Genomic DNA, 14,806 nt, shown 5'->3' on the forward strand with positions numbered 1-14,806 from the left:
TGTGCGAATCAAAAGGAACTGCATGAAGCGCATATTACTGATTATGGTCGGCTGGCTGTGTGTGGTACTGGCAACGCTGGGCGTTGTGCTGCCGCTGTTGCCCACCACGCCGTTTTTACTGCTGGCCGCCTGGTGTTTTGCCCGTTCGTCTCCACGCTTTCATCACTGGCTGCTGCACCGTTCCTGGTTTGGCAGCTATTTACGTCACTGGCAGGCGCATCGCGCGCTGCCGAAAGGGGCGAAGCCAAAAGCCGTTGCGCTGATTGTGACGACATTCGCGATTTCGATCTATTTTGTGCCGTTATTGTGGGTGCGTATTTTATTGGTTTGCATGATGTTTGCGTTACTGATCATGATGTGGCGATTACCAGTGGTTGACCTTGAGCAATAAAACAGGCGATCATGTCCGGCTGCGGGTTGCTTTTTAAAGCAGCTTTGCATAGATTTGGGCATCTCGTACGTCGGTGCGCTCCCAATTTCCTTCCTTGAACGACATGCTTTAAAAGGGCATGACGGGGGACATTTGACCGCCCGCGTTTAAGTATGAACAGCAGCTTTATCAGGCAATTAACATTATGACCGCTACCGCACAGCAGCTACAGTTTATTAAAGACAGTATCAAGACCATCCCTGACTATCCGAAGCCAGGCATACTGTTCCGTGACGTCACCAGCTTGCTGGAAGACCCAAAAGCTTACGCTGCAAGCATTCAGTTACTGGCCGATCGTTACCGCGATGCCGGCGTCACCAAAGTGGTGGGCACCGAAGCACGTGGTTTCCTGTTTGGCGCGCCGGTTGCGCTGGCTCTGGGCGTGGGTTTTGTTCCCGTGCGTAAACCGGGCAAATTACCGCGTGAAACCATCAGCGAAACTTACGATCTGGAATACGGCACTGACAGTCTTGAAATCCATACGGATGCCATTCTGCCGGGTGAGAAGATCCTGGTGATCGACGACTTGCTGGCAACGGGTGGCACCATTGAAGCTACCGCGAAACTGATCCGCCGTCTTGGTGGGGAAGTAACGGATGCGGCATTCATCATCAATCTGCCGGAACTGGGCGGTGAAAAACGCCTGAACGATGCCAATATCACCTGCTACAGCCTGGTGTGTTTCGACGGGCACTGATTTAAATTCTGCAGTGTGATGTAAAAAGGCCTCGCCGTTAACGCGAGGCCTTTTGCTTTCTGCGCTACTCTTTCCCGCTTTCTCCCGTCCAGACTACCATCACCTTATCGTCACCGTGCTGACGGCTGAAGGCGTAGTATTCTGCTGTCTGCTGTGATTTCTGCACACCTGCACCGACCGCCGGATGTTGTTCCCGGAATTTCCCCAGTTTTTGCCAGTGCTTCAGCAACGCCTGTTTTGCACCGTTTAGCTCATTCCAGTTCATGTCTGATCGCGTTCCCTGTAAAGGATCCGATCCCGTCGGGCCGAACTGACGTCCGCTTTCGTCGCCGTAATAGATCTGCACTGCGCCCGGTGCCAGCAGTAATAAGTCTGCCGCACGCTGTTGTAAGGGAACTGACCCTTTGGCATCGTCAGTGAAAAATAACCGGGTATCGTGTGATGAGAGATAACTCAGCACATTGAAACCCTGCATTTTCTCCGCCATCTGCTGATACGTTGCGTCGATATGTGCAAAGCAGTTCAGCGCCGCCGCTGCCTGATCCTGAAAATCAAAATTGATCATCGCGTCAAAACCATTGGCGTAATAATCACTTTTCATTACGCCGTGACCCCAGGCTTCACCGGTCATCCAGAACGGCGCGTCATCCAGCGCTAGTGAAGGATTGGCGGCCTTCCACTGCTTCAGTGCTTCGGCAGAACGCGCTTTCAGCAACGCCAGTGTTGGTTTTTCCACGTGCTTGGCGGTATCGACGCGAAAACCGTCAATGCCGTAATCGCGTACCCACTGACTGAGCCACGTCACCAGATAATCGCGGGGCGCAGCGCCGGGGATTTCACGGGCGGCGGTATCAGGTTTATGACGATAGAAAACAGGCAGGCCGCTGGCTTGTGTGGATCCGGTTTTGATATCCGGCAGGAACGCCAGCGACATGGTCAGGTCGTCATAACCGGGCGGGGCATAATCGCCAATATCGGTGCGGATCCATTTTTTGCCCCACCAGGTGCTCCAGCCGTCTTTGTCACTGAAATTGATGTAATCATTAAAACTATGCCAGTTTTGGCCGGGGCCGGGTTTCCAGTCGGTCCATTTTTTGCGCAGCGTTTTTTCGATTTCATCGCCTTTGAGATACAGCGAGCCAAAATGGAACGTTTGCATATCCGCCAGCGTGGCGTAACCGGTGTGATTGACCACCACGTCAAAGAGAATGCGGATCCCGCGTTTGTGCGCTTCGCTGACCAGCTTTTGTAACTCTTCGCCGGTGCCCATATTGGCATCGAGTTTTGTCCAGTCGAGCGTGTAATAGCCATGATAGGCATAATGCGGGAAATCACCTTTGGTGCCGCCACCGACCCAGCCGTGGATCTGCTCCAGCGGCGAACTGATCCACAATGCGTTCACGCCCAGTTGTTGCAGATAATCTAGCTTGCTGGTCAGTCCGGCCAGATCGCCACCATGGAAAGTGCCGATTTCCTGCATTCCGTCACTGTGACGGCCATAGCTGTGATCGTTATCCGGATTGCCGTTTTCGAATCTGTCGGTCAGCACGAAATAGACTGTGGCGTTTTGCCAGCTGAAAGTGGCGGGAGTTTTACGCGTCGCAGATTCCAGCAACAGCAGGCCGCCGCTGGCCGGATCGGGCGTCATCGTGATGTGACCATTAGCGACCACTGCACTCTGGCCGGAATAAAAATCACGCACTGTTTCGCCATCGCTGAAGGTACCGGATACCTCCACAGTCAGTGGTTTGCCATCCCAACGCGGACAGGTTTTTGTCACGGCTGCGACGGCTTCCTGCGCCGTTTTCAGGCTCAGCTGAAGCGTGGGCGTGCCGCTGCGGGTATCAATGCGTACCTGATAATCGCCCGTGCGAAACTGTTTCCAGTTTACCGGCGGATGACTTTCACAGGGGTGCAGCGACAGCATCTCGTTAAGCTTTACCGCGCCCGAAGGTTGCCAGCACTGATCATCCTGATGCAATTCCAGTGCGCGCTGTCCTTTGGATAACGTGGCATCGCTGGTGAATATTCCGCTGACCGGCTCGGCAAACGCAGGAAAACCTTCCAGCGCCCAGCTGGCCTGTGCGGCGGGGGAAACGAGCAGTAATAAAGGCAATGTCAGGTATTTCATGGCTCTCCTTACGCGGGGCAGGAAGCATTATCAGAACAGAGGTGAATTCAGTGTAATCAGTGCGCAAAATTTGCCCTCATCCCCTTGTGCGAATTGTCAGGAGGAGGACGACGGTGGAGAAACTGCGGCGCGGTACGCAAAAAGTAAAGTAATAGGAATGATGGCGACCCTGCTGGTACACTAAGAAGTGGCAGTCTGGCGCGGGCATCATTATGCTTAGCCTTTAGTCGCCGGTTCGCCGACCCGCGCAGAAAATCGGGTTAAACGATGTTTTTTCGTGTATCGTCAAATTATTCATTATAAATCAACGATGAAGTGTTAATGAGCTATCAGGTTCTTGCCCGTAAGTGGCGCCCCCAAACTTTTGCCGACGTCGTCGGACAGGAACATGTGCTGACCGCGCTGGCCAATGGCCTGTCGCTCGGGCGCATCCACCACGCTTACCTGTTTTCCGGAACCCGTGGCGTCGGGAAAACCACCATCGCCCGTCTGCTGGCAAAAGGACTTAACTGCGAAACCGGGATTACCTCCACGCCTTGTGGCGTGTGCGATAACTGCCGTGAAATCGAGCAGGGCCGTTTTGTCGATTTAATTGAAATCGATGCCGCTTCCCGTACTAAAGTCGAAGATACCCGCGAACTGCTCGATAACGTGCAATACGCACCGGCGCGTGGTCGTTTCAAAGTTTATCTGATTGACGAAGTGCACATGCTCTCGCGTCACAGCTTCAATGCGCTGTTGAAAACGCTGGAAGAGCCGCCTTCGCACGTCAAATTCCTGCTGGCGACAACCGATCCGCAAAAATTACCCGTCACCATTTTGTCGCGTTGTTTGCAGTTCCATCTGAAAGCGCTGGACGCTGAACAGATCCGCAAACAGCTCGAGCATGTATTAACCGAAGAAGCCATCACCACTGAACCGCGTGCGTTACAGCTGCTTTCCCGTGCTGCCGACGGCAGTATGCGTGATGCGCTGAGCCTGACCGATCAGGCAATCGCCATGGGGCAGGGCGCCGTCACCACCGAAACCGTGGCGCAAATGCTCGGTACGCTGGACGACGAGCAACCGCTGGCGATGCTGGAAGCGCTGGTCAGCGCCGATGGCGGTCAGATGATGGCGCAGGTTGAACAAGCCGCGTCACGTGGCGTGGACTGGGAAAACCTGCTGGTGGAAACACTGTCGCTGCTGCACCGCATTGCGATGGTTCAGCTGTTGCCGTCGGTGCTCGATAACCATTACGCGGCTATCGAACAACGTCTGCGCGAACTGGCGCGTGTTATTCCGCCGGCTGACGTTCAGCTTTATTACCAGACCTTACTGATAGGCCGCAAAGAGCTGGCGTATGCGCCGGACAAACGCATGGGCGTTGAAATGACCCTGTTGCGTGCGCTGGCCTTCCATCCAAAAGTGATTATTGCTGAACCGGCTCCGCAGCCGGTCGCGGTTCCGGCGGCTGTAGCGCCACAGCCATCGCGTCCTGCTTTAGCGCAATCGCAGCAGTCGCCGCAACAAAACTACAATGCGCCGCCGCCACAGGGCAATGCCGAGCCGGCCGCGATGCCGGATTCCACCGCGCAACTTTTACAGGCGCGAACACAATTGCTCAGGCAGGGGAGTACCACCCCAAAAAAAGCTGAGCCGGCAGCGCCAGGAAAAGCGCGGCCGGCAACCTCAGCACTGGAGCGCCTCGCTTCGGTGACTGAACGTGCGCAGACTCTGGCGGTGAAGAAAGAACCTGCCGCGCCGGTAAAAGAAGAGGCTTATCGCTGGAAAGCGACGATAGAACCGGAAGTCGCACCGGAACCGGTAGCGACACCGAAAGCGCTGCGCACCGCGCTGGAATATGAAAAATCGCCGGAACTGGCTTCCCGTCTGGCGGAAGAAGCGATTGAACGAGACGAATGGGCGGCTGAAATCAGCCGGATGACCATTCCGAAACTGGTACAGCAACTGGCGCTGAATGCGTATCGCGAGCAGCCGGAGCCGGGTAAAATTTGCCTGCACCTGCGTTCCTCGCAAAAGCACCTGAATTCGCCGTCCGCGCAGAAAGTGCTGACGGATGCCTTATCGGCATTGCATCAGACGCCGGTTGAACTGACCGTGCTGGAAGATGATAATCTGGCGGTGAAGACGCCGCTGGAATGGCGACAGGCCATTTATGAAGAAAAACTGGCGCAGGCGCGTCAGTCTATTATTGCGGATAACAACATTCAGACGCTGCGTCGTTTCTTCGACGCGGAGCTGGATGAAGAAAGTATCCGCCCAATTTAAACGCCGCGATTGTGACGCGGCCATTGCTGAGAGAGAAGACTATGTTTGGAAAAGGCGGCATTGGTAACCTGATGAAACAGGCCCAGCAAATGCAGGAAAAAATGCAACAGGCTCAGGCGGAAATCGCTCAGCTGGAAGTGACCGGTGAGTCAGGCGCTGGCCTGGTGAAAATCACCATCAATGGTGCGCACAACGTGCGTCGCGTTGAAATCGATCCGAGCCTGCTGGAAGACGATAAAGACATGCTGGAAGATCTGATCGCTGCGGCGTTCAACGATGCAGCACGTCGTATCGAAGAAACTCAGAAAGAAAAAATGGCAGCCGTGTCTGGCGGCATGCAGTTGCCACCAGGCTTTAAGATGCCGTTCTGATGCAAACCAGCCCTCTCCTTGAATCTTTAATGGAGGCGTTGCGTTGCCTGCCGGGCGTTGGCCCGAAGTCCGCGCAACGTATGGCATTCCAGCTGCTGCAACGTGATCGCAGCGGCGGAATGCGGCTGGCGCAGTCTTTAACGCGTGCTATGTCTGAGATCGGCCACTGTGCCGATTGCCGTACCTTTACCGAACAGGAAATCTGCACCATTTGCGCCAATCCACGGCGTAAAGAAAACGGTCAGATTTGCGTGGTTGAAAGTCCGGCGGACATCCATGCGATAGAACAAACCGGTCAGTTTTCTGGTCGCTATTTTGTGCTGATGGGGCACCTGTCACCCCTTGATGGCATCGGGCCTGACGACATTGGTTTGGGCCGTCTGGAAGAGCGTCTGGAGAGTGAAAACATCCAGGAAGTGATTCTGGCGACCAACCCGACTGTCGAGGGCGAAGCGACCGCCAACTATATCGCTGAAATGTGCGGCCAGTTTGGCGTGCTGGCGAGCCGTATCGCGCACGGTGTGCCGGTTGGTGGCGAACTGGATATGGTCGATGGCACCACGCTGTCACATTCCCTCGCCGGGCGTAACCCCTTCCGGTTCTGACTGTTATACGGGCGCAGCCTTCTGCGCCTCGTATTATTCTGCTATGCCTCTGCATTTCTTCTTAAAAATTTCCTCCTGCGCTTGAAAAGCCTGACATATAACCCCACTTATTCCTCAACGTCTGATTTGGTCAATAACAGTATCTGGATTGAGGTAATTTGATGAGTATGAAAGGACAAGAGACACGTGGCTTCCAGTCTGAAGTAAAACAACTGCTTCATCTGATGATCCATTCTCTGTATTCAAACAAAGAAATTTTCCTGCGCGAGCTGATCTCCAACGCCTCGGATGCCGCCGACAAACTGCGTTTCCGCGCACTGTCCGCACCTGAGCTTTATGAAGGTGATGGTGAGCTGCATGTCCGTCTGTCGTTTGATAAAGAAAAACGCACCCTGACACTGAGCGATAACGGCATCGGTATGAGCCGTGATGAAGTGATCGACAACCTCGGGACTATTGCCAAATCCGGCACCAAAGCGTTCCTGCAATCTGTGGGTTCTGAGCAGGCGAAAGACAGCCAGCTGATTGGTCAGTTCGGTGTCGGTTTCTATTCTGCATTCATCGTGGCGGATAAAGTCACCGTGCGCACCCGCGCAGCCGGTGCCAGCGCTGACGAAGGGGTATTCTGGGAATCTGCCGGTGAAGGCGAGTACACCCTGGCGGACATCGAGAAAGCAGATCGCGGCACTGAAATTACCCTGCATCTGCGTGAAGATCAGGACGAATTCCTGGATGACTGGCGCGTGCGCTCCATCATCAGCAAATACTCTGATCACATTGCGCTGCCGGTTGAAGTCGAAACCCGCAACGAAGAAGACGGCACCGTCACCTGGGAACAAATCAACAAGGCGCAAGCTCTGTGGACCCGCGGTAAAGCCGAAGTGACCGACGAAGAATATAAAGAATTCTACAAACACATTTCTCATGATTTCAGCGATCCGCTCAGCTGGAGCCATAACCGCGTTGAAGGTAAGCAGGAATACACCAGCCTGCTGTATATCCCTTCACAGGCACCGTGGGATATGTGGAACCGCGATCACAAACACGGCCTGAAACTCTATGTTCAGCGCGTGTTTATCATGGATGAAGCCGAGCAGTTCATGCCGAACTACCTGCGTTTTGTTCGTGGTCTGATAGATTCCAACGATCTGCCTCTGAACGTGTCACGTGAGATCCTTCAGGACAGCCGCATTACTCAGAACCTGCGCAGTGCGCTGACCAAACGTGTTCTGCAAATGCTGGAAAAACTGGCGAAAGACGACAACGAAAAATACCTGCAATTCTGGAAACAGTTTGGTCTGGTATTGAAAGAAGGTCCGGCAGAAGACGGCGCAAACAAAGAAGCGATCGCCAAACTGCTGCGTTTCGCCAGCACCCGCAACGACAGCAGCGAGCAGACTTTGTCGCTGGAAGAGTATGTGGCGAACATGGTGGAAGGTCAGGACAAAATTTATTACATCACTGCTGACAGCTATGCCGCGGCGAAGAGCAGCCCGCATCTGGAACTGTTCCGCAAAAAAGGCATTGAAGTTCTGCTGTTGTCTGACCGCATCGACGAATGGATGATGAGCTATCTGACTGAGTTTGATGGCAAAGTCTTCCAGTCCGTCAGCAAGGCCGACGATACACTGGACAAACTGGCTGACGAAAGCGAAGAGCAGAAAGAAGCTGAAAAAGCGCTGGAGCCGTTCGTTGAGCGCGTGAAAACGCTGCTGGGTGACCGTGTGAAAGAAGTGCGTCTGACGCACCGTCTGACCGATACGCCGGCCATCGTTACTACCGGCGCCGACGAAATGACCACGCAGATGGCAAAACTCTTTGCCGCTGCCGGTCAGGAAGCGCCGGAAGTGAAATACATCTTTGAGCTGAACCCGGAACACGCGCTGGTGAAACGTGCTTCTGATGTGGCTGATGAAGACCAGTTCAGCGAGTGGATTGAGCTGTTGCTGGATCAGGCGCTGTTCGCAGAACGCGGCACGCTGGAAGATCCAAACCTGTTCATCCGCCGTATGAACACGCTGTTACAGGCGTAATCGCCGGGCGTAAAATGAAAGGGTGTCGTGAAAGCGACACCCTTTTTTATTGCCTCGCTTCTTCCCGGATCCATTCCCTGAATGCGCGGATCTCCGGCTCGTCACGGCGCTGAGAACTCACCAGCACCGTCGTAGCGCGATCTACTTCGCAAAAGCCCGCCGGCGCAATCAGTGAACCTTCCTCCAGCTCTTTCTCCACCAGCATTTTCGGTGCGATACATACCCCCAGCCCGTTTTTCGCCGCCTGGATTGCCAGAATCAGATTATCGAAATGTTTACCGCTACTGACATCGCCCGGCGCACCCGTCGCTTTTGCCCATTCCTGCCAGGCATTGATCTTCGTATCGGCGTGCAGTAAGGGCTGGGCGCTGAAATCCGGCGGCGGCATCAGGTCATGACACAAGCCAGGCGCACAAACCGGCCCGATAAAATCAGAGGCAATTTGCATAGCGTCAGTGTCTGGGTTTTCAATGTGCGGACCGCTTTTTATCAGCACATCGGTGCGCTGGTTTTCCAGCTGTCCGGGCGCGGTCTGCGTTTGAAAAGAAAGCGTTATCTGCGGATAAAGTTGTGAAAACCGGTTGATGCGCGGCAGCAGCCACTGCGCCAGAAAACTGGGTGAGCAGGCAATGATCAGATGCTGTTCGCTGCCATTTCGGATCTCGTGACAGGTTTTTGCTATCTCATCAAATACCCGATCGCAGCAGGTTTTCAGTTTAATTCCGTCAGCGGTGAGAAACACGCGCCCAGCTGTGCGATTAAATAACACCGTCCCCAGCCAGCCTTCGAGATTTTTCATCTGATGGCTGATCGCGCTGTGTGTCACGTTCAGGGATTCCGCCGCTGTACTGAAACTTTCAAACTGCGCAGCCTGTTTGAAATAATGCAGGGCACGTAGCGAAGGGAGATCATTCATTTTATACCTTGTGAGTTTTTTTCATCTTCCGTGTCTGTTTATATCATTTTTTTTGCCGCTGAAAGCGCATTAACCTTGTCGCATGTTGAATCACAGGAGGTAAACATGCGTCAGTCTTCGCCGGTAAACGGCACTTTTACGGGTACTCTTATCGGCATTCTCGGCGGGGTTATCCTCAGTACCGATTCCGTTTTTATCCGCCTGATGTCGGTCGAAGACTCATGGCTGATCGTGCTACTGCGCGGTCTGTTTATGTGGGCACTGGTGGCGATGTTGTACCTGTTCTGGCCGGCATCGCGTTCCACGCTGGGCGTGCCGTGGATCACCCGTAAAAATGCGCTATCAACGTTGTTCTTCTGTATTGCGTCAGCCTGTTTCGTCAATGCGCTCAACCGCGGCAGTATCGCCACGGTGCTGGTGATCATCTCTTCAACACCGTTTGTCTCGGCATTGATTTCGCGGATTTTCTTCCGCGTTCGCATTGATAAACCGCTGATGCTGGCGGCACTGGCCGGAATGGCGGGCGTCGGCGTGGTGATGAGCGGACGCAGCGCGGGCCACGACCCTGTCGCCAACTATTTTGCACTGGCCACGGCGGTGTCGATGGCGCTGGCGTTTATCTTCGCTTCGAAAGTCGAAAGCGGCACCGTCGGGCTGCCTTCACTGGGCGGTATTCTGGCCTCTTTTTGTGTAGTGATTTTTTCCGGTGGCAGCGTTTTGCATGGTTTACCCGCCTTAGCCGGTGAACAATGGCTATGGATAGCACTTGAAGGCGCGGTAATTATGCCGCTGGCGATGGGGCTGATTACGATGTCGACACGGCTGGTTTCTCCGGTCAATGCGGGGCTGTTTTTGCTGCTCGAAACCGCGCTGGCACCGCTTTGGATCTCACTGTTTTTAAATGAGGATCCTGCGCCATCGGCGGTTGCCGGTGGTGTGATCATCGTGCTGGCGGTGGTGTCGCAAACCTGGTGGGTAAAACGCCGGATAGCGCAGGCTTAACCCCAATTTCAGCGGGGTGTGTTCCTTGAGCAAAAGTGCTCAGAATGGTATGGTTGACCGGTTTTCGTGATTCATAATAATTACATGCAAGGGGATTTACGCAATGCGTATCATTCTGCTGGGCGCTCCGGGCGCAGGTAAGGGTACTCAGGCTCAATTCATCATGGAGAAATTTGGTATTCCTCAGATTTCTACCGGTGATATGTTGCGCGCCGCTGTGAAGGCCGGAAGTGAGCTCGGCAAGAAAGCAAAAGAGATTATGGATGCTGGTAAACTGGTGACCGATGAACTGGTTATCGCACTGGTGAAAGAACGTATTCAGCAGGAAGATTGCCGTAACGGTTTCCTGTTAGACGGTTTCCCACGCACCATTCCGCAGGCTGATGCTATGAAAGACGCGGGCATCAAAGTGGATTACGTGCTGGAATTTGATGTGCCTGATGAACTGATCGTTGATCGCATCGTTGGCCGTCGCGTACACCCGGGCTCTGGCCGCGTGTACCACATCCAATACAATCCGCCAAAAGTGGAAGGTAAAGATGATGTGACTGGCGAAGAACTGATCACCCGTAAAGATGATCAGGAAGAAACCGTGCGTAAACGTCTGGTGGAATACCATGAGCTGACTGAGCCGCTGGTATCTTACTACAGCAAAGAAGCAGAAGCGGGCAACACTCAATACGTCAAAATTGACGGCACACAGCAGGTTTCTGCTGTGCGTGACGAACTGGCTGCAATCCTGAGCTAATCGTCTGCACTGCGCGCTACCACGGGGTGACTTCGGTCGCCCCGTTTGTTTTTCTGCGCCAACGCCTCTGTAGCTTGAAGTATGAAGGGTATTAATAACAATTCGCATTGATAGCTTATGCCGTTGTTCCCATCGTCTTTGTTTTCGTTACAATGACCTGCGCCTCTTTTCAGCATTGCAAATTGCAGCACCAAAAACGGCGGCGCCCATCATTTTTCACACGGCTTCAATGCCTTTAATTTAGGATATTCAGCATGACGCAGACTAAATTCGGTGTTCTCCTGGTCAATCTTGGAACACCGGAAGCACCGACTCCGCAGGCCGTTAAAAAATATCTGGCTGAGTTTTTGAGTGATATCCGCGTCGTGGATACGCCCCGTCTGTTGTGGTGGCCGATCCTGAATTTGGTGATCCTGCCGCTGCGTTCCCCGCGCGTGTCCAAACTGTATAAAGCGGTCTGGATGGAAGAAGGTTCGCCGCTGATGGTGTACAGCCGCCGTCAGCAGAAAGCGCTGGCAGAACGCCTGCCGGGCACGCCGGTTGAACTGGCGATGAGTTACGGCAAGCCGGGCATGAAAGAACCCATTGAAAAACTGCTGGCGCAGGGCGTGACTAAAATGGTGGTACTGCCGCTGTATCCGCAATACTCCTGCTCAACCAGCGCCGCGGTTTTTGACGGTGTGGCGCGCGTGCTGAAATCTCAGCGTCGCCTGCCTTCAATGAGCTTTATCCGTGACTACGCCACCCATCCGGCCTATATTTCCGCGCTCAAAGCCAGCATCGAACGTTCCTTTGCTCAGCATGGCGAACCGGATCGTCTGGTGCTCTCCTTCCACGGTATTCCTAAGCGTTTTGTCGCTGAAGGCGATGATTATGAACAGCGTTGCCGCGATACCGTGCAGGCGCTGACCGATGCGCTGCAACTGCCGTCGGGCAAAATAATGCTGACCTTCCAGTCGCGCTTTGGTCGCGAACCGTGGCTGACGCCGTACACGGACGAAACGCTGAAAGGTCTTCCGGCTCAGGGTGTTAAGCATATTCAGATCCTGTGCCCTGGCTTTGCGGCAGACTGTCTGGAGACGCTGGAAGAGATCAAAGGCGAGAACCGTGAGATTTTTATTCATGCAGGCGGCGAGCGCTTCGAATATATTGACGCCTTAAACGACCAGCCGGAGCATATCGATCTGCTGCAACAACTGGTCACTCAGCACTTCTGAATGAAGCCTGAGTTTTTTGAATTTCCCGAGAATAATGAATGAAATTTCCTGGTAAGCGTAAGTCTAAACACTATTTTCCGGTCAGCGCGCGTGACCCTTTATTGCGTGATTCCATGCTGCAGGCCATGCAGCCGGAATCTGAAGCCGGGGCCTCGTACATTGTCGGCATCGACCAGACAATGGTCGATATTGAAGCGCGCGTGGATGAAAATTTTGTGGCCCGTTACGGCCTGACGCCGGGTGAATCCAATATTCTTGACGATGAGATGTCGGAAGCGCTGTATCAGGAACTGATGAGCCACGCGCTTATCAGCCATCAGTTTGCCGGTGGCACCGTCGGCAATACGCTGCACAATTATTCCGTGCTGGCTGATGACCGTTCGGTGCTGCTGGGTGTGATGTGTAACAACGTCAAAATCGGTGATTACGCTTACCGCTATTTGTGTAACACCTCAAGCCGTGTGGATCTTAATTTCCTGCAAGGCGTGGACGGCGCAATTGGCCGCTGTTTCACGCTGATCAGTGACACCGGCGAGCGCACCTTTGCCATCAGTCCGGGCAAAATGAATGAACTGCATGCCTGCAGCGTGCCGGAAGATGTGATTGCCGGCGCGTCCGCGCTGCTGCTCACCTCGTACCTGCTGCGCAGCAAGCCGGGCGAACCGATGCCAGAAGCCACCATGCAGGCCATTGAATACGCTAAAAAATACCATGTGCCGGTAGTGTTAACGCTGGGGACGCAATACGTCATCGCGGAGGATCCGCAGGCATGGCGCGATTTCATCCGTGATAACGTGTCGATTCTGGCGATGAACGAAGATGAAGGGTTTGCACTGACCGGCATGAAAGATCCGCTGATGGCGGCGGATAAAGCGCTGGAATGGGTGGATCTGGTGTTGTGTACCGCCGGACCGAACGGTCTGTTTATGGCGAGTTATACCGAAGACGAATTCAAACGCACGACTCAGCATCCGTTGCTTCCGGGCGCGATTGCTGAATTTAATCAGTATGAATTCAGCCGGGCGATGCGCCGTGAATGCTGTCAGGAGCCGCTGAAGATTTATTCCCACATTGCGCCGTACATGGGCGGGCCGGAAAAAATCATGAATACCAATGGGGCGGGGGATGGCGCGCTCTCTGCGCTGCTGCATGACATCGCGGCTAACGGTTTTCACCGCACTTCCGTGCCGAATTCCAGCAAACATACCCGCGAGTATCTGACGTACTCCTCACTGGCGCAGGTGTGTAAATACGCCAACCGCGTGAGTTATCAGGTGCTGAACCAGCATTCACCACGTCTGACGCGTGGTCTGCCGGAGCGTGAAGACAGTCTGGAAGAGAGTTACTGGGAACGATAAATAGTCAGGTGGCTGCCAACGTCAAGACCTTGGGTTGCCACCCAAACTGGCCATAAGAGGCGCCTGTCGCCGCGCCTCTTAAGAATCTCCGGCTCTTTAGAATCTCCGGCTCTTTCACTGCGCGCTGTCGCTGGAGGCTATGTTTCAGCCAGCGAAGCGATAGCCGCAAAATCCCGCCGCTGCGCGGTGCCCTCCGTTCGGGTTACAACCCGCGTAAAAAGACACGCGGTTTTCCACCTCTCCTCCGGCGATATTTTGGAACCGGCCTCAGGCTTCTTAAATCAAAACCCGTCGCACGATGTAATCCCCTGCAAAAGCTTAAATTTTCTCTGAATCAGCCTCTCAGGTAACTGATTTACATATTGGCAGCCTTGAAATCATTACGGTATGATCCGTGCGCTGCGGCACATCCGCAGTCGGGAATTGCACCCCGGATATTCTGGAGATTAGAAACACTCAGTTTCTTGTCTACGCCTTGTCACATCCGTCAAAATGTTCGCACTCTGCGATTTTGAGACGTTCAATGGTGGCTCAGGTGGGGCTGACTTCGGTCAGGCCGGTTTTCCAGGATCCCGGTAGTGCAATCCCTGTCTGAGCTACCACCCAAGAGCATTGCACCTCTCGTGGTAGCGGTCATTAACGATCCTGGAGATGCAAATGAAAAGAATTTCACATCCTCCCACTTTCCTGCCGTTCCTTCTGCTGCTTACTCGCGGAGGTGACAAATGAAACACCAATATGACTGGCATCCTGCTGACATCATTGCTGCCTTGCGTAAAAGAGGCACTACGCTTGCGGCAACTTCACGCGCGGCAGGTTTATCCTCTTCGACACTATCAAACGCGTTGTCACGCCCGTGGCCAAAAGGTGAAATATTGATTGCTGACGCTGTGGGAGTTGCGCCAGAGGTCATCTGGCCGAGCCGTTATTTTGATGATTGTGGGAAGGTAATCAGAAGGGCAGTAAGAGAAAAACATTTGGTTTAGCATGGGGCTTAAACAGGCGCAGTGATGAACTGCGCCCTTAT

At 53.8% G+C, this 14,806-nt stretch carries 13 protein-coding genes and 1 other annotated feature; of the genes, 11 read left to right on the plus strand and 2 right to left on the minus strand.

Features of this window, described 5'->3' with window-relative positions; genetic code table 11:
* The first annotated feature begins 22 nt into the window (after window positions 1-22).
* The gene (locus EC840_RS09450; protein ID WP_113876128.1) at window positions 23-391 is read left to right on the plus strand and encodes a DUF454 family protein; all 369 of its coding nucleotides are present in this window, start codon (window positions 23-25) and stop codon (window positions 389-391) included.
* Between the two features lie 184 nt (window positions 392-575).
* Window positions 576-1,127: an adenine phosphoribosyltransferase gene (gene apt / locus EC840_RS09455; protein ID WP_112287535.1), complete on the plus strand. Its 552-nt coding sequence runs from the start codon at window positions 576-578 to the stop codon at window positions 1,125-1,127.
* A gap of 64 nt (window positions 1,128-1,191) precedes the next feature.
* Here the strand turns inward: apt and EC840_RS09460 are convergent, their stop codons facing one another.
* The gene (locus EC840_RS09460) at window positions 1,192-3,258 is read right to left on the minus strand and encodes an alpha-amylase (RefSeq protein ID WP_132965069.1); all 2,067 of its coding nucleotides are present in this window, start codon (window positions 3,256-3,258) and stop codon (window positions 1,192-1,194) included.
* A 321-nt stretch (window positions 3,259-3,579) separates the two neighbouring features.
* Between EC840_RS09460 and dnaX the strand changes: the two genes are divergently transcribed.
* The 4 genes from dnaX (at window position 3,580) to htpG (ending at window position 8,538) form a co-directional block, all read left to right on the plus strand.
* Window positions 3,580-5,529 (plus strand): DNA polymerase III subunit gamma/tau, encoded by a 1,950-nt coding sequence (gene dnaX, locus EC840_RS09465; RefSeq protein WP_132965071.1) that lies wholly within the window; start codon window positions 3,580-3,582, stop codon window positions 5,527-5,529.
* Window positions 4,865-4,929 (plus strand) — a sequence feature (DnaX frameshifting element). Its footprint overlaps the gene before it by 65 nt.
* 41 nt (window positions 5,530-5,570) lie before the next feature.
* Complete coding sequence (locus EC840_RS09470; protein ID WP_112287539.1) at window positions 5,571-5,900, plus strand: YbaB/EbfC family nucleoid-associated protein; 330 nt, start codon at window positions 5,571-5,573, stop codon at window positions 5,898-5,900.
* Window positions 5,900-6,505, plus strand: coding sequence for a recombination mediator RecR (recR, locus tag EC840_RS09475; RefSeq protein WP_112287540.1), 606 nt, complete (start codon window positions 5,900-5,902; stop codon window positions 6,503-6,505). Before EC840_RS09470 ends, recR begins: the two co-directional genes overlap by 1 nt.
* A 167-nt stretch (window positions 6,506-6,672) precedes the next feature.
* Window positions 6,673-8,538, plus strand: a complete 1,866-nt coding sequence (gene htpG / locus EC840_RS09480) for a molecular chaperone HtpG (protein ID WP_165353166.1) — start codon at window positions 6,673-6,675, stop codon at window positions 8,536-8,538.
* Between the two features lie 46 nt (window positions 8,539-8,584).
* Here the strand turns inward: htpG and EC840_RS09485 are convergent, their stop codons facing one another.
* Window positions 8,585-9,454 (minus strand): LysR substrate-binding domain-containing protein, encoded by an 870-nt coding sequence (locus EC840_RS09485; protein ID WP_132965073.1) that lies wholly within the window; start codon window positions 9,452-9,454, stop codon window positions 8,585-8,587.
* A gap of 105 nt (window positions 9,455-9,559) precedes the next feature.
* Here EC840_RS09485 and EC840_RS09490 point away from each other — a divergent pair, with 105 nt between their 5' ends.
* From EC840_RS09490 to EC840_RS09510, 5 genes are all read left to right on the plus strand, one after another.
* Window positions 9,560-10,456 carry a DMT family transporter gene (locus EC840_RS09490; protein WP_132965075.1) on the plus strand — a complete coding sequence of 299 codons (897 nt, stop codon included), beginning with the start codon at window positions 9,560-9,562 and terminating at the stop codon, window positions 10,454-10,456.
* 103 nt (window positions 10,457-10,559) lie between these two features.
* Window positions 10,560-11,204 (plus strand): adenylate kinase, encoded by a 645-nt coding sequence (gene adk, locus EC840_RS09495; RefSeq protein ID WP_112287544.1) that lies wholly within the window; start codon window positions 10,560-10,562, stop codon window positions 11,202-11,204.
* 254 nt (window positions 11,205-11,458) lie between these two features.
* Window positions 11,459-12,421: a ferrochelatase gene (gene hemH, locus EC840_RS09500; protein WP_112287545.1), complete on the plus strand. Its 963-nt coding sequence runs from the start codon at window positions 11,459-11,461 to the stop codon at window positions 12,419-12,421.
* Between the two features lie 38 nt (window positions 12,422-12,459).
* The gene (locus EC840_RS09505) at window positions 12,460-13,779 is read left to right on the plus strand and encodes an inosine/guanosine kinase (RefSeq protein ID WP_132965077.1); all 1,320 of its coding nucleotides are present in this window, start codon (window positions 12,460-12,462) and stop codon (window positions 13,777-13,779) included.
* Window positions 13,780-14,504: 725 nt separating this feature from the next.
* Complete coding sequence (locus EC840_RS09510; protein WP_132965079.1) at window positions 14,505-14,765, plus strand: helix-turn-helix transcriptional regulator; 261 nt, start codon at window positions 14,505-14,507, stop codon at window positions 14,763-14,765.
* The last annotated feature ends 41 nt before the right edge of the window (window positions 14,766-14,806 follow it).

The sequence above is a fragment of the Rahnella sp. JUb53 genome, assembly GCF_004346065.1.
Lineage (GTDB): Bacteria > Pseudomonadota > Gammaproteobacteria > Enterobacterales > Enterobacteriaceae > Rahnella > Rahnella variigena.

Excerpts from the sequence above, each read along its gene's own strand:
- dnaX (WP_132965071.1), top strand. The coding sequence starts at position 3,580 with ATGAGCTATCAGGTTCTTGCCCGTAAGTGGCGCCCCCAAACTTTTGCC.
- EC840_RS09460 (WP_132965069.1), bottom strand. The coding sequence starts at position 3,258 with ATGAAATACCTGACATTGCCTTTATTACTGCTCGTTTCCCCCGCCGCA.
- recR (WP_112287540.1), top strand. The coding sequence starts at position 5,900 with ATGCAAACCAGCCCTCTCCTTGAATCTTTAATGGAGGCGTTGCGTTGC.
- EC840_RS09485 (WP_132965073.1), bottom strand. The coding sequence starts at position 9,454 with ATGAATGATCTCCCTTCGCTACGTGCCCTGCATTATTTCAAACAGGCT.
- hemH (WP_112287545.1), top strand. The coding sequence starts at position 11,459 with ATGACGCAGACTAAATTCGGTGTTCTCCTGGTCAATCTTGGAACACCG.
- htpG (WP_165353166.1), top strand. The coding sequence starts at position 6,673 with ATGAAAGGACAAGAGACACGTGGCTTCCAGTCTGAAGTAAAACAACTG.
- apt (WP_112287535.1), top strand. The coding sequence starts at position 576 with ATGACCGCTACCGCACAGCAGCTACAGTTTATTAAAGACAGTATCAAG.
- EC840_RS09505 (WP_132965077.1), top strand. The coding sequence starts at position 12,460 with ATGAAATTTCCTGGTAAGCGTAAGTCTAAACACTATTTTCCGGTCAGC.
- adk (WP_112287544.1), top strand. The coding sequence starts at position 10,560 with ATGCGTATCATTCTGCTGGGCGCTCCGGGCGCAGGTAAGGGTACTCAG.
- EC840_RS09450 (WP_113876128.1), top strand. The coding sequence starts at position 23 with ATGAAGCGCATATTACTGATTATGGTCGGCTGGCTGTGTGTGGTACTG.
- EC840_RS09470 (WP_112287539.1), top strand. The coding sequence starts at position 5,571 with ATGTTTGGAAAAGGCGGCATTGGTAACCTGATGAAACAGGCCCAGCAA.
- EC840_RS09510 (WP_132965079.1), top strand. The coding sequence starts at position 14,505 with ATGAAACACCAATATGACTGGCATCCTGCTGACATCATTGCTGCCTTG.
- EC840_RS09490 (WP_132965075.1), top strand. The coding sequence starts at position 9,560 with ATGCGTCAGTCTTCGCCGGTAAACGGCACTTTTACGGGTACTCTTATC.